Raw genomic sequence first — 18496 nt, forward strand, 5'->3', positions numbered from 1 at the left:
TAACGACCACCACTTTCTTTTCAAAGAAAGCCAGAAGCCCGCTGCATCGCGGGTTTTTTCGTTTCTACGATCTGGCGGCTGATCAGCCAAAACATAATCATGAGGCCGTGGAATCACTTATCCCGTCGGCTGGATTTGTTGATGGGTTTGTGGCTTGCTTCTGGGTATAATTTTTACCTTTCCAAGCGTTGATGGAACAGTCGCAATGAGCAATGCACTGATCAGTGTCCCTCCGGTCATCGAGATGGACTATCCCTTTCCGGTCAAACCGGCTCCCCTGACTGCCGAACAGAAGGCGGCCCTGATCACCGAGATCAAGGCGCTGCTCGAGACGCGTCAGGCCGTGCTGGTTGCCCACTATTACACTGACCCCGAGATCCAGGCGCTGGCCGAGGCCACAGGCGGTTTCGTCGGTGACTCCCTCGAGATGGCCCGTTTTGGCCGGGATCACGCCGCCCAGACCCTGATCGTGGCCGGGGTGCGTTTCATGGGAGAGACCTCCAAGATCCTGAGCCCTCACAAGCGGGTGCTGATGCCAACCCTGGAGGCCGAGTGTTCCCTTGATCTGGGCTGCCCCATCGATCAGTTCTCCGCGTTCTGTGACGCCCATCCAGACCACATAGTGGTGGTCTATGCCAATACCTCGGCCGCCGTGAAGGCACGGGCCGACTGGGTGGTGACCTCCAGCATTGCGCTGGAGATCGTCGAGCACCTCGACAGTCAGGGCCACAAGATCATCTGGGGTCCGGACAGGCACCTCGGCGCCTATATCGAAAAGAAGACCGGGGCCGAGATGTTACGCTGGCAGGGGCACTGCATCGTCCATGACGAGTTCAAGGCCAAGGCCCTGCGCGAGCTCAAGGCCCAGAACCCGGATGCGGCCGTGCTGGTACACCCGGAATCCCCCGCCTCGGTCATCGAGCTGGCCGACGCGGTGGGCTCCACCAGTCAGCTGATCAAGGCGGCCAAAGAGCTGCCCCAGCAGAAGCTGATCGTGGCGACCGATCGCGGCATCTTCTACAAGATGCAGCAGGCCTGCCCGGACAAGGAGATGGTCGAGGCGCCGACCGGTGGTGATGGTGCCACCTGCCGCAGCTGTGCCCATTGCCCCTGGATGGCGATGAACGGCCTGGTGGCGATCAAGGAGGCGTTGACCGATGGCGCCGAGCGTCACGAGATCCTGGTGGACGAGGCGCTGCGGGTGAAGGCACTGATCCCGCTGGATCGGATGCTGAACTTTGCCGCCGAGCTCAGGCTCAAGACCCAGGGCAATGCCTGATTTCTTCGGAGCATTGAACGTAAAGAGGGCACCCAATGGGTGCCCTCTTTCGTTATGGAGGCGGTGCTCCTTATCCGGCATCACTGTGATGTCAGCATTGACGGTGATGACGGTCTCGACCCGGAGGCTGGAGAGAGAGCCGTCGTCACTCAGGGATCAGATGATCACGGTAGAGAAGCTGTGCTCCTCATCCGGCGCTATGACTACTCCAGCCTCGGCCGTGATGGCGGCTTCGACACAGAGCATGGTGCGGTAGCCGTCATCGCTCATGTCGGCCATGGCGCTGGCGCCTTCCAGCCAGGGGGTCCAGACCACTATGCTGTCGTGGTTGCCGCTGACCACATGAGTGGCACGCTCCGCATCCTGAACAGTGACTCTGGGCTCTGGTTGCAGGTAGATGCGATCCAGGGCGCCAGAGAGCGTCAGAGCGCCCTGCTGCTGTGCTGGTTGGCCACCGGTCACCTTGTCCAGGTAAGGTGCGCCCAGGCCAGTCACGCTGACGGCTGCCGGGCTGCTTATCTGCAGATAGGTATGCAGGGCGGCGTTGTAGACGAGGGGGCTGTTGCCAGTGTTGCGGGTGGTCAGCACCAGTGACAACTCCTTGCCGATCAGCACGTCCAGCTCCAGCTCGAAGGCGTGAGGCCAGAGGGCACGGCTGGCGTCGGTGTCGCGCAGAGACAGATGGACGAGCGTGCCATCCTCGTGGTCGGAGACGCCATCCAGGGACCACAGTGTGGTGCGGGCGAAGCCATGGGCGGGTTTGCCGCTGCCAACGCGCGCGGGTGCGGGGCCAAACCAGGGCCAGCACAGGGGGATGCCACCCCGGATGGGCTTGCTGCCGTCCAGCACGGCCTTGTCACTGAGCCAGAGAGAAGCCGGTTCACCATGGCGCTGATAGCTCAGCACATGGGCGCCAAACAGGCTGATCTCGGCCTTGGCATAGGCATTGTCGATGGTCAGCAGGGGCAGCCCTGTCTCGTTGTGGCTGAGGCTGCAGTGGGCTGTCAGAGTGCGTATGGGTTGCATGAAGGCTCCTGTGCTCGCGCACATTCAGAAAAGAGGGTTACAAGACTCAGAATACAAAAAGGCGGCCAATGGCCGCCTTTTTTCAAGCTACGCGATTGCGCATCCCAAATTACTTGGAGATGTGAGCGATCAGGTCCAGAACCTTGCTGGAGTAGCCCATTTCGTTGTCGTACCAAGATACAACTTTAACGAATTTGTCGTTCAGCGCGATACCAGCCTTGGCATCGAACACGGAAGTCTGACGCTCACCCAGGAAGTCAGTGGAGACCACTTGATCTTCGGTGTAGCCCAGCACGCCCTTCATGGAACCTTCGGAGGCGGCTTTCATGGCTGCGCAGATTTCGGCGTAGGTGGCGGCTTTCTTCAGGTTGACGGTCAGGTCAACAACGGACACGTCCGGAGTCGGTACGCGGAAAGCCATGCCGGTCAGTTTGCCGTTCAGTTCCGGGATAACGACGCCAACAGCCTTGGCAGCACCGGTAGAGGACGGGATGATGTTCTGAGCCGCACCGCGGCCACCGCGCCAGTCTTTGGCTGACGGACCATCAACGGTCTTCTGGGTAGCAGTGGTAGCGTGGACAGTGGTCATCAGGCCGGATTCGATACCGAAGGTATCGTTCAGAACCTTGGCGATCGGGGCCAGGCAGTTGGTGGTGCAGGAAGCGTTGGAAACGATGTCCTGGCCAGCGTAGGTAGAGTCGTTAACACCCATGACGAACATAGGGGTAGCGTCTTTGGACGGGCCGGTCAGTACGACTTTCTTGGCACCGGCAGCGATGTGCTTACGAGCAGTCGCGTCGTCCAGGAACAGACCGGTGGCTTCGGCAACAACGTCAACACCGATGGCATCCCACTTCAGGTTTGCCGGGTCACGTTCAGCGGTAACACGTACGGTTTTGCCGTTGACAACCAGGTTGCCGTCTTTGACTTCAACGGTGCCATTGAAGCGGCCGTGAGTGGAGTCGTACTTCAGCATGTAAGCCATGTAGTCAACGTCGATCAGGTCGTTGATGCCAACCACTTCGATGTCAGCACGCTCAGCGGCCAGACGGAAGACGAAACGGCCGATACGGCCAAAACCGTTAATACCTACTTTGATAGTCATATTTGGTTACCTAACTGTTCAGTAGTCAAAGAAAATTCCGTTTGTAAATTTACTAGAACTCACCGGTGAGTCAACCAACAATCTGTCTGAAATTGCGCTATATCATGAAAAACTGTGAAATTTATTTTCGGTTTATGTAACTGACTACCAACTTTTGTCGAAAATGCCATCGGCTGGTTCTCGTCACAGAGATCAACAATAGTGCCTGCTCGGTCACACATCCAGCCGGGGAGATATGTAAAAATGTGCGCGGTTTAGCATGGCCAAAGAGCCACTGTTCAAGCACCACCCATAAAAATTAATCAAATAGTATAGATAGAATCCACAGCGGGAATTCTCAAACTATGACCACCCTGATTGAACAGCTGGCTGCCGCCAAAGGCATCGCCAGCGAGTATGTTGATGCCTGGGGCCACCCGGCCCAGGTATCCGAAGAGAGCAAGGCCGCCATGCTGGGCGCCATGGGTTACCGCGTCGATGACGAGGCCGCCCTGACCGAGCAGCTGGAGCAGGAGCACCGCCAGCACTGGTTGCGTCCATTGGATCCCGTGATGGTGGTGCGCAGTGGCGAGGCCATCAGCCTGGAAGTTCGTCTGCCCATCGAGTTCGTCAACGATGCGTTGCATTGGCAGATCGCGCTGGAGCAAGGAGCCCTGTTGTCCGGCCAGCTGACCCCCATCGAGGGAGAGCTGGTCGGGGTCGCCGAGTTTGAGGAGATGGAATGCCAGGCCTATCGCGTGGCGCTGGATGTGCAGCCCGAGCTCGGCTATCACCAGCTGATCCTGCTGGAAGAGGGCAACGACGAGCCACTGGCCAGCATGCGCCTCATCGTCGCTCCCAAGTCCTGCTACAAGCAGGCGCCGATCGCCAACGGGCGCAAGGTGTGGGGCCCGAGCGTGCAGCTTTATTGCCTGCGCAGCCGCCACAACTGGGGCATGGGGGATTTCAGCGATCTCGGCCAGCTGGTCGAGAAGGCGGCCGCCTGGGGCGCCCACTTCGTCGGTCTGAACCCGATCCACGCGCTCTATCCGGCCAACCCGGAGAGCGCCAGCCCTTACAGCCCCTCCTCCCGTCGCTGGCTCAACGTGGCCTACATCAACGTCGAGGCGGTGCCCGAGTTTCTGGCCAACGAGCGACTCAAGGCCGAGGTAGCCAATCCTGCCTTCCAGCAGCACCTCGCCTCCCTGCGTGCCAAGGAGAACGTGGACTATACCGGCGTCATCGAAACCAAGATCGGCATGTTGCGTCAGGTGTTCGAACAGGCCAGCTTTGGCGCCGAGCGCCAGGCCAAGTTCGATGCCTTCGTGGCCGCCGGTGGCGACAGCCTGCAACAGCAGGCGGCGTTCGATGCGATCCAGGCTCATTTCTATGCCAAGGGCGACAATGCCTGGGGCTGGCCGGTCTGGCCAGAGGCGCTGCGTGATTACCACAATCCCGAAGTGGCAGCCTGGATGCGCGAGCACAGTCAGGATGTGGCGTTCTATCTCTATCTGCAGTTCCTGGCCGACGAGCAGCTTGCGCAAGCCGATGCCCGTGCCAAGGCTGCCGGCATGGTGATGGGGATCTACCGCGATCTGGCGGTGGGTGTCTCCGAAGGTTCCACCGAGATCTGGGCGAACCGGGATCTCTACTGCCCCAAGGCCTCGGTCGGTGCGCCGCCCGATATCCTGGGCCCGCTCGGTCAGAACTGGGGCCTGCCCCCCATGAACCCGAACCAGCTGTTCGAGGCGGCCTATCAGCCCATGGTGGACCTGTTCCGCGCCAACATGCGTGCCTGTGGCGCGCTGCGTATCGACCACGTGATGGCCTTGCTGCGCCTGTGGTGGGTGCCGCCCGGAGAGTCTGCCGCCAAGGGTGCCTACATCTACTACCCGGTCAACGATCTGCTGGGGATCCTGGCGCTCGAATCTCACCGCAATCAGTGTCTGCTGATCGGTGAAGATCTCGGCACAGTGCCGGAGGGCATAGATGTCACTCTTAAAGAGAACGGCGTGCACTCCTACAAGGTGTTCTTCTTCGAGCGCTCCAAGGGGGATGGCGGCTTCATCTCTCCTGCCCACTACACCGAGCAGGCGATGTCGGCCCTGACCACCCACGACATGCCGACCCTGAAGGGGTTCTGGCATTGCGACGATCTGGCGCTCGGTCGCGAGCTGGGATTGTATCCAGATGAAGAGGTGCTCAAGACCCTGTATGCTGATCGCCACCAGGCCAAGCAGCGGATCCTTGACAGTCTGCACGCCCATGGGGTCATCTCTGACAGCGTCAGTCATGACGTGAACTGGGTCGGCATGAACACCGAGCTCAACCACGGTCTGCAGCTCCACATGTCCCGCGGCAGCTGCGCCCTGTTCAGCACCCAGCTGGAAGACTGGCTGGAGATGGACAAGCCGGTCAACGTGCCGGGTACCAGTTACGAGTATCCCAACTGGCGTCGCAAGCTCTCTCGCGATCTGGAGGATATTTTTGCCGATGAGGCGCTCAAGGCGCTGGCAGGCAAGATGAGCCAGGCCCGTGACGAGGCCAGTCGTTGAGCCATTGTCGCCAACTGACTTACTTTCATCCGCTTCGGCCTCGGCCGGAGCGGATGCTCAGCCATGAAAGGAAATGTCGATGCCCGTTGAACATTTGGTTGCCGCCCGCTGTGCCGAGCCCTTCTCCCATCTAGGCCTGCTGGCCAATCCGGGTGGACCAGGCCTGAAACTCACCGCCTGGTTGCCCGATGCCCTCGAGGTCCGAGTCAGGGATCTCAAGTCCGGCAAGATAGTGGCCACCCTGACCCCCGCCGACGAAGCGGGCCTTTTTGAAACTGTTTTCACCCGTCGCAAGAATCCCTTCCCCTATCAGCTGATCGCCAGCTACCCCGATGCCAGTGCCGAATTCACCGACCCCTATCAGTTTCAGGCCACCGCCTGGGATGGCCTGGCAGAACTGACCTCGCAGCCGGAAAACATCTACCACACCCTCGGTGCCCAGCTGCGCAGCGTCGACCATCTTGGCCAGCGGGTGGAAGGGGTACGCTTCGCGGTCTATGCGCCGAGCGCCAGCGCGGTGAGCCTGATCGGCGACTTCAACTTCTGGGACGGTCGCCGCCACCCCATGCAGCGCAGCCAGTGCGGTCACTGGGTGTTGTTCGTGCCGGGCCTCAAGGCGGGGGATCGCTACAAGTTTGAACTGAAAGATCCGGCCGGCCACCGGTTGCCCCACAAGAGCGACCCGGTCGGCTTCTATTGCGAGCAATACCCGTCCTTTGCCTCCGTCATCCACGACCATGAGCAGTACCAGTGGCAGGATACCGCCTGGCGCGAGAGCCAGCACAACGACAAGCGGGGGCAGCCGCTCTCCATCTATGAGCTGCACGTGGGCTCCTGGAAGCGTCATCCCAACGGTGACAGCCTGAGCTGGCGCGAGCTGGCGGTGGAGCTGGTCGACTACGTCAGGCAGATGGAGTACACCCATATCGAGCTGATGCCGGTCTCCGAGCACCCCTTCAGCGGCTCCTGGGGCTATCAGCCGGTGGGCATGTTCTCGCCGACCAGCCGCTTCGGCAGCGTCGATGACTTCAAATACTTCGTCGATCAGTGCCACCAGGCCGGGATAGGCGTGATCCTGGATTGGGTACCGGCCCACTTCCCGGCGGATGCCCACGGTCTGGCCCGCTTCGACGGTACCCCGCTCTATGAGTACGAGGATCCACGCCGTGGCTGGCACCCGGACTGGAACTCCTACATCTACGACTTCGGTCGCAACAACGTGCGCCAGTTCCTGGTGGCGAGCGCCCTGTTCTGGCTCGACAAGTTTCACATCGACGGTCTGCGAGTGGATGCGGTCGCCTCCATGCTCTACCTGGATTACTCCCGCAACGCCGGCGAGTGGGTGCCGAACGTCGATGGCGGCAACCACAACTACGAGGCCATCAGCCTGCTGAAGTGGACCAACGAAGAGGTGTACGGCAAGTATCCCCACACCATGACCATCGCCGAGGAGTCCACCGCCTTCGCCGGGGTCTCCCGTCCCACCTTCCTCGGCGGCCTAGGATTTGGCTTCAAGTGGAATATGGGCTGGATGCACGACACCCTGAGCTACATGCAGAAGGAGCCCATCCATCGCCGCTATCACCACAACGAGATGACCTTCTCCATGGTGTATCACTATGACGAGAACTTCATCCTGCCGCTGTCCCACGACGAAGTGGTGCACGGCAAGCACTCCTTGCTCTACAAGATGCCGGGAGACGAGTGGCAGCAGGCCGCGAATCTGCGGGCCTACATGGGCTTCATGTACGCTCATCCGGGCAAGAAGCTGAACTTTATGGGCACCGAAATCGCCCAGAGCAACGAGTGGAATCACGATGCCCAGCTGCCCTGGCAGTTGCTGCAATACCCCAAGCACGGCGGTCAGCAGCGGCTGATCCGGGATCTCAACCGCCTCTATCGTCATGAAGCTGCCTTGTATCAGGCCGATTATGAGCAAGCGGGCTTCCGCTGGCTGGATCACAACGACGCCGACAACAGCATCTTCGCCTGGCTGAGAGCTGACAAACAGGGTGAAAATCCCGTCCTGATCGCCAGCAACTTCACCCCGGTACCGCGCATCGCCTATCGACTGGGGGTGCCGGCGGCAGGCCACTACGCCGTGGTGCTCAACACCGACAGCGAGCATTACTGGGGCAGCAACTATGATGTGGGTCTGGCCTTCGTCGCCGAGCCGACGCCCTGGCAGGGGATGGCGCACAGCATAGTGCTGGACTTGCCGCCGCTGGCGACCTTGTTCATCAAACAGGAGTCTTGATGTTTGTAATGGAAAACGGGGTGGACTACCCGCTGGGCGCCCGACTCGATGAGACGGGTTGCCACTTCTGTGTCTGGGCCCCCCAATCGGATCGGGTGGAACTCTGCCTGTTCGATGAACAGGAGCAGGAGCTGGTTCGGCTGACGCTGCCCGGCCAGCGTGGCCAGTATCGTTTCGGCCATGTGCGCGGCGTCAGGGCGGGTCAGCGTTATGGCTACCGGATCCATGGCACGCCACGGGACGGCATGCTGTTCGATCCCGACAAGCTGCTGATCGATCCCTATGCCAGGGCGCTCAGTCGTCCGACCCACTGGGACGACGAGCAGTATGAGGGGGACAGTGCGGCCATGGTGGCCAAGTCGGTGGTGGTGGATGACGCCTTCGACTGGCAGGGGATCGGCAAGCCTGCCATTTCTCCCGAGCGGGTCGTCGTCTACGAGACCCACGTCAAGGGCTTCACCCGCCAGCATCCCGGCGTCCCCGCCGAGCTGCGTGGCACCTACCTCGGCATCAGCCATCCGCTGATGATCGAACACCTGACCACCCTTGGGGTCACCTCGGTGCAGCTGATGCCGGTGGCGGCCTTCATGTCCGAGCCCAGGCTCGAGCAGCTGGGGCTCACCAATTATTGGGGCTACAACCCCATCGCCTTCTTCGCCCCTGAGCCGCGCTACGGGGCGGGAGAGGCGCTGACCGAGTTCAAGACCATGGTGCGCGAGCTGCACAGAGCCGGGCTCGAGGTGATACTCGACGTGGTCTACAACCACACCGCCGAATCCGGCGCCGACGGCCCCATGCTGTCCCTCAAGGGGTTCGACAACGCGGGCTACTACGCCTTCGAGGCGGGGGCGCACGGCCCGGACTACAACCGTCACGCCAACGTGACCGGCTGTGGCAACAGCGTCAACCTGGATCACCCCAACAGCCTGCGGCTGGTGCTGGATGCCCTGCGCTACTGGGTGACCGAGATGCAGGTGGATGGCTTCCGCTTCGACTTGGCGGTCACCCTGGCGCGGGAGGCGGGGGAGTTCGATCCCATGAGCGCCTTCTTCAAGGCCCTGCTGGCGGATCCCGTGCTGGCGCGGGTCAAGCTCATCGCCGAACCCTGGGACATAGGCCCCTTCGGCTATCGGCTCGGTCAGTTCCCGAGCCAGTGGTTGGAGATCAACGATCGCTATCGCGACACTGTGCGCGCCTTCTGGCGCGGGGATGCCGGCAAGATGGGGGACTTTGCAACCCGTCTGGTGGGCTCGCGGGATCTGTTCCCGAAGAACTGGCGCGCCCCTCACACCAGCGTCAACTACCTCTGTTACCACGACGGCTTCACCCTGGAGGATCTGGTCTCCTACAACCAGCGCCACAATCAGGCCAACGGCGAGGACAACCGAGACGGTCACGGCAACAACCTCTCCTACAACCATGGGGTCGAGGGGCCGACCCTGGATCCCAGGATCAACAACCTGCGCCAGCAGCAGAAGCGCAACCTCATTGCCACCCTGCTGCTCTCCCAGGGCACCCCGCACTTCCTGGCCGGGGACGAGATGGGGCGCAGCCAGCTTGGCAACAACAACGCCTACTGTCAGGACAACCAGATAAGCTGGGTCAACTGGCAACTGCGACCGGAGGATGAACGGCTGCTCGCCTTCACCCGGCAGATGATGGCACTGCGGGCGGAATCCGGGGTCTTCTCCAATCTGCAACTGAGCGACGACAGCTGGAATGGCACCACCGTCAGCTGCCACAAGGTCAACTGGTATCACCCCGATGGCCATCAGCTCAACGATCAGGACTGGCATGCCCCCATGGGGCAGGCGTTTGCCATGGACATCGGCATGATCGAGGGGGACGGGGAACGCTGGTACGTGCTGTTCAATGCCAGCGACTACGACATCCAGTTCCGCCTGCCGCCACCCGGCACCGGACTGGAGTGGGTTCAGGTCATCGACACCGCCACCAACGACGGCCTGCCCTTCCTGCCGGACGACATCAAGCGGCAGGTGGCGGTGGGGCGTGCCCACTCCCTCAAGCTGCTGGAGCGCGTCGCCCTGTCGGCGGTGGCCTTGGCAAGGGAAGGGGTGATGGCGGCGCAGGATGTTGCCGTCTTGTTGCCAACGGGATCACAGTTCCCGCTGGCGGGGTAGAGTGAAACGGCCTGACTGGGTATGCTGGGCGCCGTTACCCATGGCAAGGAGTCCGTATGAATGGCAACAATCCTGAACGGTGGCGCAGCAATCCCGAGAACTCGGCAGTGTCATTTCTGCCCGGTAAGCATGACGAGGAGTCCGTATGAATGGCAACAATCCTGCACGGTGGCGCAGCAATCCCGAGCAGTGGCGCAACAAACTGAGCGCCGAACAGTTTCGCGTCTGCTGGGAGAAAGGCACTGAGCAGCCCTACAGCGGTGCCCTGCTCCACAACCGCAAGAGCGGCGACTATCAGTGTGTCTGCTGCAAGAGCGTGCTGTTTCACTCAGGAGCCAAGTTTGATTCGGGCTGCGGCTGGCCCTCGTTCGATCGGGCCATCGAGGGGACAGTGACCTACACCGAGGATCGCAGCCACGGCATGGCACGGGTGGAAATTACCTGCAGCCAGTGTGGCTCCCACCTCGGCCACGTCTTCCCGGACGGGCCGACCGAGACCGGCCAGCGCTACTGCGTCAACAGCCTGAGCCTGGACTTCGAGCCCGATACCGACGCCTGAAAGCGTCAGAAATGAAAAATGGCGCCTCCGCTTGCGGAGGCGCCATTTTTTTATGGGGTCTTGGTTGGCCCTCAGATCAGCAGCAGGCTGGCCCCGACCAGCAGGGCGGCGAGCGCCAGTATGGGCAGCCTGATGACGCGCAGCAGATAGAAGGCGACGGCGGCCAGCGCCAGATCGGCCGGTGCCAGCACGGCGCTTAGCCACACCGGCTGATAGAGGGCGGCCAGCAGCAGCCCCACCACGGCGGCGTTGATCCCCGTCACCGCCCCTGCCAGCCGGGGTCGGGCCAGCCAGCTTTGCCAGCAGGGCCCCATGGCCCACAGCAGCAGAAAGCCCGGCAGGAACAGCGCCAGGGTCGCCAGCAGGGCGCCCAGGAGCGGCGTGGCCGGCAGCAGCAAGGCGCCGAGGTAGCTGGCCAGGCTGAACATGGGGCCCGGCACCAGTTGGGCCAGGCTGTAGCCGGTCAGGAACTGCGGCTGGCTGAGGCTGTGGCCAACGCTCTCCTGCAACAGGGGCAGCACCACGTGGCCGCCGCCGAACACCAGGCTGCCCGCCCGATAGAAGTCGGCAACCAGCTGGCTGGCCGGGCCCTGAGCCAGCCAGGGCAGGCCGACAAACAGCAGGCCGAACAGGATCAGGGTTGGCCAGTGGGGCGGATGGGCGGATACGGGGTGGGAGTTTGCCGGTGCTGCCTGCCGGGCGCAGAGCAGGGCGGCCCCGATCAGCATGGCTGACTGGGTCAGCAGGCCGGGCTGCCACCAGAGCGCGGCGGCGGTGGCCACCATGATGCCCTGCTGCAACCGGCTCTTGCAGAACTGGCGGCTCATGGTGAGCACGGCATCTGCCACCACCACCAGGGCCAGCAGCTTGAGGCCGTGCAGGGCGGCATCCAGCCAGAGGTTGGTGCCGGCTTGGCCGAGGCCGATGGCCGCCGCCAGCAGCAACAGGAAGGAGGGGAGGGTGAAACCGAGGAAGGCGGCCAGCGCCCCTCCCAGCCCCGCCCGATGACGACCGATGGCGAAGCCGAGCTGGCTGGAGGCCGGGCCCGGCAACAGCTGGCACAGCGCCAGCAGCTGGGCAAACTCGGCCTGGCTCAGCCAGCCAAGGCGGGTGACGAAGGTACGCTGAAAGTAGCCGATATGGGCGGCGGGTCCGCCGAAGCCGACGCAGCCCAACCACAAAAACTGAATAAACACCTTTCCCACGTCGTCACTCCCTCGTTGTCATCATCGACCCCGATGATATGACAAAGCGGCGACTTTTTTATGACAGTTCGGATTGCGGCAGATAGCAGCGCCCCGCCAGCCAGCAGGCGATGGACTGGCGGCTGGCATCGAAATGGGGCTCCGGCAGCGCGCGGGGATCGCACCAGATCCAGCCTTCGCACTTGTCCGGCTCCAGCAGTTGTGGCTCCCCTTCCACCTCGGCCAGCAGGGTGACAGAGATGTAATGCAGCCCGCTCTCCTGCCAGGTCTCCAGGTTGTTGGTGACGGCGATGACCCTGGGGGCCTCGATGACGAAGCCTGTCTCTTCCGCGACTTCCCGGATGGCGGCGGACTCGAAGCTTTCCCCCAACTCCAGATGACCGCCGGCGATGGACCAGTAGGGGGCGTGGCTGCCCCTGCGCTTGCCGAGCAGTACCTGGCCCTGATGGTTGACGAGGATGACACCGACCCCGACGCGAGGATAGGGGGTGGTGGACATATAAGCTCCTTGCTGTGGCATCACCATGAGAGAGAGGCCTGCCTGGTCAGGATGACGTCAGCATCTCCGACGCGGGGATAGGAAGTAGTGGACATACAGGCTCCTTGCAAAGACGAGACAGACCATAAAAAACGGGCCCACCTTAGGTCGGATGGGCCCGCTGTGCAAGTGGCTGACTGGCGATCAGGAAGGGGATCTAATCCCCCTTGAGCCGCATCTTGCCGGTATGATGGGAGAGACTTAATCCAGCCTGACCAGCATTTTGCCGGTGTTGCGTCCCTCGAACAGCCCGATAAAGGCCTGCGGCATGCTGGCCAGCCCCTCGCTGACGGTCTCCTCGGCCTGCAGGGCGCCCGCCTCGAACGCCGGGATGGCCTCGGCCAGGAAGTCGCCATAGTGCTGCCAGTGATCGGAGACCAGCAGCCCCTGCATCAGGATGCGTTTGCGGATCATCTGGGCGAGGTTGCGCGGGCCCTTCGCCTCGCCATTGCTGTTGTACTGCTCGATGAGGCCGCACAGGACGATGCGCCCGTGCAGCGCCATGTTGTTGAGGGCCGCGTCCAGCATGGCGCCCCCCACGTTCTCGAAGTAGACCTGAATGCCTTCCGGAGCGAGGCGGGCCAGCTCGGCGTCGAGATCCGGCGTCTCCCTGTAGTTGATCACCGCATCGGCGCCCAGCGTCTTGAGATAGGCGACCTTGTCGGCCGAGCCGGTCGAGCCTATCACCCGTGCCCCGGCGCGCTTGGCGAGCTGCACCGCCATGGTGCCGACCGCGCCCGAGGCGGCCGAGACCAGCAGGGTCTCACCGGCCTGCAGGCGGGCGACCTTGTGCAAACCCGCCCAGGCGGTCATGCCCGGCATGCCGAGGGCGCCGAGGAAGCGTTGGGACGGCAGCGCTGTGGCGGGCAACCGGGTCAGCTGCTCCCCCTTGGCGACGAAGGCATCCCGCCAGCCCAGCATGCTGCTCACCCGATCCCCCACCTTGAAACCGGGGTGGCGCGAGGCCAGCACGGTGCCGATGGCGCCGCCATCGAGGGGGCCATTGAGGGGGAAGGGGGGCACATAGCTCTTGGCTTCGCTCATGCGGCCGCGCATGTAGGGATCCACCGACAGCCACTGGTTGGCGACCAGCACCTCCCCCTCCTGAGGCTCGGGCAGGGGAACCTCCCGCAGGGCGAAGTCGGCCGGGGTGGGCAGGCCGGTCGGGCGACGCAGCAGCTGAATTTGATGGCTGAGCTGACTCATGGTGTTTCCTCCAGTGGGGTACCGTTGAGAGAGAGATGGGTGATCACATTGCCCCGCATGGCGTTGGAGAAGGGGCAGGTCTGGTGTGCCAGACGCACTATTTGCTCAGCCTGCACCCCCGGGAGGGAGACGTCCAGTGCGATGGCGAAATTGAAGCGGCCGTCGTTCAGGGCCAGCAGCTCGACGCTCGCCTCGACCGGGGCGCTGGCGAGGGGCGCGCCGAGCTGCCTGGCCACGTGGATCAGCGCGTTGGAGAAGCAGGCGGCATAGCCGGCGGCCAGCAACTGCTCGGGGTTGTTGCCATGGCCGTTGCCGCCGAGGGCGGTCGGCAGGGCCAGCGCCAGTTGCAGGCTGTTGTCCAGGGTATGGACCTCGCCGTTGCGGCCCGCCTGGGCGATGGCCTGAGTGCGATAGAGTGTCTTCATGTCGGTGCCTTCGAATTGATTTGCGTGCAAACTAAAGCGAGACTAATCCCGAACCCTTGGGCTGGCAACTGTTTTGTGTGCAAATTATTCAGCCCTCCGTTTTCCTGAGGTATACTGGCCCCACTTGTCAGCGAGGTGCCCCATGAGTGAATTGAAAAAGCAGGTCTGTTTTGCCCTCTACAGCGCCTCCAATGCGGTGATGCGCGCCTACCGGCCGTTGCTGGACAAGCTGGATCTGACCTACACCCAATATCTGGTCATGCTGTCGCTCTGGGCGCGGGACGAGGTCAGCCTCAAGGAGATAGGTCAGGAGACCGGGCTGGATGCGGGCACCCTGACCCCCATCGTCAAGCGGCTGGAGAGCAAGGGTTGGCTGACGCGCAGCGTCTCCAGCGAGGATGAGCGCCAGAAGTGTATCCGTCTGACCGAGGCGGGGCGCGAGCTGCAGCAAGGGGTCAAGGATTGTTGCCTGGTCGACAACCTGCGCAGCCAGCTGGATCTGGATGATGCGGAGCTGGCTCAGCTCAAGCAGCTCTGCGACCGCCTGGCCGGGCAGCTGGGGCGCTGAGTCCGGCCCCGGCCATGGCCGGGAGCCATCCCCCTTTGGACGAATACGCTGCAAGCTGAACCTGTGGTAGATAAAGCCGCCAAAATAGTGTGATACAGGCATCATAAAATGACATAACCGGCTCCTTTGCCGGTTTTTTTCGCGATCTCGCCTGCACTTTGGCGCCTTGTTCATGGTGCGCTCATTTTTATCTTCCCATACTGGCCCCACAGTGCCATCAAAGGAGAGAGAGATGCAGTCATCCATCGTCGGGCTCTCCATTCTGTGGGGGCTGGCCAGTTTTGGTGTTCAGGGGGATTTCATCGAGAGCCGTGATTCCGTTGCGCCGTCCTGGCAAGCCGAGTCCAGAGTGGAGATGGAAGGGTATTTGATAGAGTCGCTCGGCGAAGATCGCTGGGTGTTCGACAACGGCAGCGAGAGCCTGCTGGTCTCCCTGCCAGAGGGGCACTGGGTCCCTGCCGGTGAGCGGCTGCGCCTGAGTGGCGAGCCCCAGCAGGAGCAGGCCGGCTGGCTCCTGCAGGTGCAGGACGTCAGTCAGGTGGCGGTCTGAGCTCGGCCGCGAACCAGGGCTGAAGCAACAAAAGAGGAGGCCAGGGCCTCCTCTTGTTTATGGTCAGATCCCATCGTGGCTAGCCCAGATGATTGAGGGGCAGCGCCGTCTTGTGTTTGATGCGGCGCAGCACGAAGCTGGAGCGCACGCCGGTCACGCCGGAGATGTGGGTCAGCTTGTCCAGCAGGAAGTGCTGATAGTGCTCCATGTCCCGCACCACCACCTTGAGCTGATAGTCGGCGTCATTGCCGGTGATGAGATCGCACTCCAGCACCTCGGGCAGCTCCTGAATGGCCCGATCGAAGTTCTCGAACCGCTCCGGGGTGTGCCTGTCCATGGAGATGTGAATGTAGGCGGTGAGCGTCAGCCCCAGCTGGCGGGCATTGAGCAGGGTGACGTGGGTATCGATGAGACCGGCATCTTCCAGCGCCTTGACCCGGCGCGAGCAGGGGGAAGGGGAGAGACCGACCAGCTCGGCCAGCTCCAGGTTGCTGATGCGGCCATTCTCCTGCATCAACTCCAGAATATGCCTGTCGATACGATCCAGTTTCAGCATTATCCGTTCCTCGTTGCAATTACTGATTCACTTTCCCTAGATTAAGGGTGAACTATTGCAAAAACAACTGTAAAAACTTGCTACTTCACAACCACTCACCGCGGCGGGAAGGGTACCATGGTTACATCTTCCGGTGGCAAAACAGATACCCGACCAGGTCTCTGTGGTGAAGGACCTTACCGGGTCAAACGCCCCATCAGCCGTCCGACTCTATCGGGAAACGACAGGCTGGAACGAGAGCATCTCCTCCCCGAAGGCAACAAAGCAGGCATCCCGGCGCCTGCTTTGTTGTTTCTGGCGTTCAGCCATCAGGGCTGCGGCCTGATGCGATAGAGACAGCGTTGATCCCCCTCCAGCAGATATTGCTCCCGCTCCACCCCCGCCGGGGCCAGCAGCTCGCGAAACAGCGCCAGTTCGCTTCTGCAAAATCCCCGGCAGGCCCGCGCGGCGGCGCAGATGGGGCAGTGACTCTCCCACCACAACCAGCTGCCATCCTCCTCCTGGCGCATGTCTGCCATATAGCCTTCCCGGCTGCGCAGCGTCTTGAGCGCGGCCAGCCGCTGTGCCAGCTCTGGCTGGTTCAGCTCGGCCTGATAGCGGATCCGCATCTGCTGCTCCCGCCTTGCGATGAGCTGTTCCATGCCCTCCTCGCCAAACAGCTGCTGGACGTCGTCGATGAGCTGCAGGGCCAGCTCGCTGTGGGTGTCGGGGAAGCGCTGCCAGGCCTGATCGGTCAGGTGCCAGAGTCGCACCGGGCGACCCCGGCCACGGGCCTCGTCGCTAAAGCCCACCCAGCCTTCGGCCTCCAGCGCGATCAGATGCTGGCGGGCGCCCATGGAGGTCATCTGCAATTGCTCGCCGAGGGCGGCGGCGCTCTGGGGACCGTGGGTCTTCAACAGGTACAGGATCTTGTCGGTGCTGGCGTTCATTGGGTGGCCTTGGTTATCGACAGGCACTCGCCGGAGGCGGCGCTCTGGGGGAGCCACAGCATCTTGAGCAGGAAGAGTATCTTGTCGGTGCTGGCGTTCATTGGGTGACTCTCGTTATCGGCAGGCACGCTCGGTGGCATCTAGAGCAGGAACAGCAGGCCTTGATGGGCCATTATGGGGAGGGGTCCCATTTAAATCAACAATTCACTTTACTTAATGCCCCGTCTCCACTCAGTATAAATAAACAAATGACTTTATTTAATGAGGCGTACATGGAAGGAATCAAGACGCAAGCCAGTCTCTGGGTGCTGGTGATGACGGTGACCCTGGCGGTGGCGGGTTTCAGCCTGCCTTCTCCCGTGCTGGCGCCGCTGATGCTGGATCCGGCCCAGGGTATGCTGACCCCGGAGGCCTCTGACTGGAGCCGCAAGCTGTGGCTCGGGGTCATCATGGGGCTCTACCCGTTGTTTCAGCTGCTGGGGGCGCCCTGGCTCGGCAAGCTGTCGGATCGTCATGGTCGCAAGCCGGTGCTGACCCTCTGCCTGGTCGGGGTGCTGGCGGGTTATGTGCTGATGGCCCTGGGGATCGCCTGGCGCTCCCTGCCGCTCTTGCTGCTGAGCCGGGTGGTGGAGGGCTTCTTCAACGGCGACATCGCCATAGTGCAGGCGATGGCGGCGGACATGAGCACCACCAGGACCAAGGCGCGCAACTTCGCCCGCATCAACATCGGCATGAACCTGGGCTGGGTGCTGGGCCCCATGATAGGGGGCTATGCCGCCGTGGTGTCCGGGGATTACAGCCTGGCGGCCTGGCTGGCGGTGGCCATGACGGTGGGCAACCTGCTGCTGGTGCTCTGGCTGCTGCCCAACCGGCCGCCGGTGCCCGCCGAGCAGGAGCTGGCCTCCCTCTCGACCCGCCAACTGCTGCTGCAACCTCGCCTGCTGCCCTACTTTGTGCTGACCCTGCTCAGCTACGGGGCCGTGCAGCTCTACTTCACCTACTTCAACGTCTGGTTGGTGGAGCGGCTGGCCTGGGATCCGGTACAACTGGCGCAGGGGGCCGTGCTGGTGAGCGTGCCCATGATGCTGGGCTCCTGGATAGGGGAGCAACTCGCCCGTCACTGGCGTGGCAGCAGCCTCGGCATCGTCGGTCACCTGGTGATGGCGGCGGGCATGCTGATGTTCGTGCTGCCCACTCAGTGGTGGGGGCTGGCACTCACCTTCATCCCGGCCGGTATCGGCATGAGCCTGGGGGAGCTGGCCACCTCGGTCGCCGTCTCCAACCGCAGCCATCCCCAGCAGCAGGGGCAGGCGATGGGGCTCTACCGCGGGCTGGCGGTGGGCAGCGAGATCCTGGCGGTGGTGGTGGGCAGCGTGGCGCTGCTGGCGGGCACCGAGTGGCCCTTCTATCTGGCGACCCTCGCCGGGATCGGCTGCGCCCTCGGCTTCTATGGTCTGCGCCGGGCGGCGGACAGGCGCGAGCAGGCGGGTGCCCAGGCCGAGCCGGGCTGATCCCGGCCGACGGGATCACGGATTGGCGACGGCGGGGCAGCGGGGACTTGCATAGTCGCGCCGACTCTGGGACGGTATGGCTCTTTGCTTTTTTCTGCCTCGGAGGT

At 62.5% G+C, this 18496-nt stretch carries 16 protein-coding genes; 8 read left to right on the forward strand and 8 right to left on the reverse strand.

Features of this window, described 5'->3' with window-relative positions:
* Positions 1–205 precede the first annotated feature (205 nt).
* Positions 206–1279, forward strand: a complete 1074-nt coding sequence (gene nadA / locus LG30_RS0105320; protein WP_033129681.1) for a quinolinate synthase NadA — start codon at positions 206–208, stop codon at positions 1277–1279.
* A gap of 156 nt (positions 1280–1435) precedes the next feature.
* Here the strand turns inward: nadA and LG30_RS0105325 are convergent, their stop codons facing one another.
* Both LG30_RS0105325 and gap read right to left on the reverse strand, forming a co-directional pair.
* Positions 1436–2305, reverse strand: a complete 870-nt coding sequence (locus LG30_RS0105325; protein ID WP_033129682.1) for a D-hexose-6-phosphate mutarotase — start codon at positions 2303–2305, stop codon at positions 1436–1438.
* Between the two features lie 109 nt (positions 2306–2414).
* Positions 2415–3410, reverse strand: coding sequence for a type I glyceraldehyde-3-phosphate dehydrogenase (gene gap, locus LG30_RS0105330; RefSeq protein WP_033129683.1), 996 nt, complete (start codon positions 3408–3410; stop codon positions 2415–2417).
* Positions 3411–3754: 344 nt separating this feature from the next.
* Here gap and malQ point away from each other — a divergent pair, with 344 nt between their 5' ends.
* From malQ to msrB, 4 genes are all read left to right on the forward strand, one after another.
* On the forward strand, positions 3755–5944 hold the full coding sequence (gene malQ, locus LG30_RS0105335; protein WP_033129684.1) for a 4-alpha-glucanotransferase: 2190 nt from the start codon (positions 3755–3757) through the stop codon (positions 5942–5944).
* Positions 5945–6023: 79 nt separating this feature from the next.
* Complete coding sequence (gene glgB / locus LG30_RS0105340) at positions 6024–8201, forward strand: 1,4-alpha-glucan branching protein GlgB (protein WP_033129685.1); 2178 nt, start codon at positions 6024–6026, stop codon at positions 8199–8201.
* Complete coding sequence (glgX, locus tag LG30_RS0105345; RefSeq protein WP_033129686.1) at positions 8201–10342, forward strand: glycogen debranching protein GlgX; 2142 nt, start codon at positions 8201–8203, stop codon at positions 10340–10342. The genes glgB and glgX overlap by 1 nt, the downstream gene beginning before the upstream one ends.
* Before the next feature lie 145 nt (positions 10343–10487).
* Positions 10488–10901 (forward strand): peptide-methionine (R)-S-oxide reductase MsrB, encoded by a 414-nt coding sequence (gene msrB / locus LG30_RS0105350; protein ID WP_033129687.1) that lies wholly within the window; start codon positions 10488–10490, stop codon positions 10899–10901.
* A 71-nt stretch (positions 10902–10972) separates the two neighbouring features.
* On the opposite strand, the gene chrA is transcribed toward msrB, so the two are convergent.
* The 4 genes from chrA to LG30_RS0105370 all read right to left on the reverse strand — a co-directional run bounded on the left by chrA (position 10973) and on the right by LG30_RS0105370 (position 14275).
* Positions 10973–12106, reverse strand: coding sequence for a chromate efflux transporter (chrA, locus tag LG30_RS0105355; RefSeq protein WP_033129688.1), 1134 nt, complete (start codon positions 12104–12106; stop codon positions 10973–10975).
* A 58-nt stretch (positions 12107–12164) separates the two neighbouring features.
* Positions 12165–12605, reverse strand: coding sequence for a nucleotide triphosphate diphosphatase NUDT15 (locus tag LG30_RS0105360; RefSeq protein ID WP_033129689.1), 441 nt, complete (start codon positions 12603–12605; stop codon positions 12165–12167).
* Between the two features lie 240 nt (positions 12606–12845).
* Positions 12846–13850 carry an NADP-dependent oxidoreductase gene (locus tag LG30_RS0105365; RefSeq protein WP_033129690.1) on the reverse strand — a complete coding sequence of 335 codons (1005 nt, stop codon included), beginning with the start codon at positions 13848–13850 and terminating at the stop codon, positions 12846–12848.
* Positions 13847–14275, reverse strand: a complete 429-nt coding sequence (locus LG30_RS0105370; protein WP_033129691.1) for an organic hydroperoxide resistance protein — start codon at positions 14273–14275, stop codon at positions 13847–13849. The genes LG30_RS0105365 and LG30_RS0105370 overlap by 4 nt, the downstream gene beginning before the upstream one ends.
* A 142-nt stretch (positions 14276–14417) precedes the next feature.
* On the opposite strand from LG30_RS0105370, the gene LG30_RS0105375 reads away from it, so the two are divergent.
* Together LG30_RS0105375 and LG30_RS0105380 are read left to right on the forward strand one after the other, a co-directional pair.
* The gene (locus LG30_RS0105375; RefSeq protein WP_033129692.1) at positions 14418–14843 is read left to right on the forward strand and encodes a MarR family winged helix-turn-helix transcriptional regulator; all 426 of its coding nucleotides are present in this window, start codon (positions 14418–14420) and stop codon (positions 14841–14843) included.
* 232 nt (positions 14844–15075) lie between these two features.
* Positions 15076–15393 carry a single stranded DNA-binding domain-containing protein gene (locus tag LG30_RS0105380; RefSeq protein WP_033129693.1) on the forward strand — a complete coding sequence of 106 codons (318 nt, stop codon included), beginning with the start codon at positions 15076–15078 and terminating at the stop codon, positions 15391–15393.
* Between the two features lie 79 nt (positions 15394–15472).
* Here the strand turns inward: LG30_RS0105380 and LG30_RS0105385 are convergent, their stop codons facing one another.
* Together LG30_RS0105385 and LG30_RS0105390 are read right to left on the reverse strand one after the other, a co-directional pair.
* The gene (locus tag LG30_RS0105385) at positions 15473–15949 is read right to left on the reverse strand and encodes an Lrp/AsnC family transcriptional regulator (protein WP_033129694.1); all 477 of its coding nucleotides are present in this window, start codon (positions 15947–15949) and stop codon (positions 15473–15475) included.
* A 308-nt stretch (positions 15950–16257) separates the two neighbouring features.
* Positions 16258–16878, reverse strand: a complete 621-nt coding sequence (locus tag LG30_RS0105390) for a helix-turn-helix transcriptional regulator (protein ID WP_033129695.1) — start codon at positions 16876–16878, stop codon at positions 16258–16260.
* A 272-nt stretch (positions 16879–17150) separates the two neighbouring features.
* Between LG30_RS0105390 and LG30_RS0105395 the strand changes: the two genes are divergently transcribed.
* Positions 17151–18389, forward strand: a complete 1239-nt coding sequence (locus tag LG30_RS0105395) for an MFS transporter (protein WP_033129696.1) — start codon at positions 17151–17153, stop codon at positions 18387–18389.
* Positions 18390–18496 lie beyond the last annotated feature (107 nt).

Source organism: Aeromonas aquatica (assembly GCF_000764655.1).
GTDB lineage: Bacteria > Pseudomonadota > Gammaproteobacteria > Enterobacterales > Aeromonadaceae > Aeromonas > Aeromonas aquatica.

What these genes read in the sequence shown, in the direction of transcription:
- msrB (WP_033129687.1), top strand. Translation starts at nt 10,488, where the DNA reads ATGAATGGCAACAATCCTGCACGGTGGCGCAGCAATCCCGAGCAGTGG.
- LG30_RS0105325 (WP_033129682.1), bottom strand. Translation starts at nt 2,305, where the DNA reads ATGCAACCCATACGCACTCTGACAGCCCACTGCAGCCTCAGCCACAAC.
- LG30_RS0105375 (WP_033129692.1), top strand. Translation starts at nt 14,418, where the DNA reads ATGAGTGAATTGAAAAAGCAGGTCTGTTTTGCCCTCTACAGCGCCTCC.
- gap (WP_033129683.1), bottom strand. Translation starts at nt 3,410, where the DNA reads ATGACTATCAAAGTAGGTATTAACGGTTTTGGCCGTATCGGCCGTTTC.
- glgB (WP_033129685.1), top strand. Translation starts at nt 6,024, where the DNA reads ATGCCCGTTGAACATTTGGTTGCCGCCCGCTGTGCCGAGCCCTTCTCC.
- LG30_RS0105390 (WP_033129695.1), bottom strand. Translation starts at nt 16,878, where the DNA reads ATGAACGCCAGCACCGACAAGATCCTGTACCTGTTGAAGACCCACGGT.
- malQ (WP_033129684.1), top strand. Translation starts at nt 3,755, where the DNA reads ATGACCACCCTGATTGAACAGCTGGCTGCCGCCAAAGGCATCGCCAGC.
- LG30_RS0105395 (WP_033129696.1), top strand. Translation starts at nt 17,151, where the DNA reads ATGGAAGGAATCAAGACGCAAGCCAGTCTCTGGGTGCTGGTGATGACG.
- LG30_RS0105380 (WP_033129693.1), top strand. Translation starts at nt 15,076, where the DNA reads ATGCAGTCATCCATCGTCGGGCTCTCCATTCTGTGGGGGCTGGCCAGT.
- LG30_RS0105370 (WP_033129691.1), bottom strand. Translation starts at nt 14,275, where the DNA reads ATGAAGACACTCTATCGCACTCAGGCCATCGCCCAGGCGGGCCGCAAC.
- glgX (WP_033129686.1), top strand. Translation starts at nt 8,201, where the DNA reads ATGTTTGTAATGGAAAACGGGGTGGACTACCCGCTGGGCGCCCGACTC.
- LG30_RS0105385 (WP_033129694.1), bottom strand. Translation starts at nt 15,949, where the DNA reads ATGCTGAAACTGGATCGTATCGACAGGCATATTCTGGAGTTGATGCAG.
- LG30_RS0105360 (WP_033129689.1), bottom strand. Translation starts at nt 12,605, where the DNA reads ATGTCCACCACCCCCTATCCTCGCGTCGGGGTCGGTGTCATCCTCGTC.
- nadA (WP_033129681.1), top strand. Translation starts at nt 206, where the DNA reads ATGAGCAATGCACTGATCAGTGTCCCTCCGGTCATCGAGATGGACTAT.
- LG30_RS0105365 (WP_033129690.1), bottom strand. Translation starts at nt 13,850, where the DNA reads ATGAGTCAGCTCAGCCATCAAATTCAGCTGCTGCGTCGCCCGACCGGC.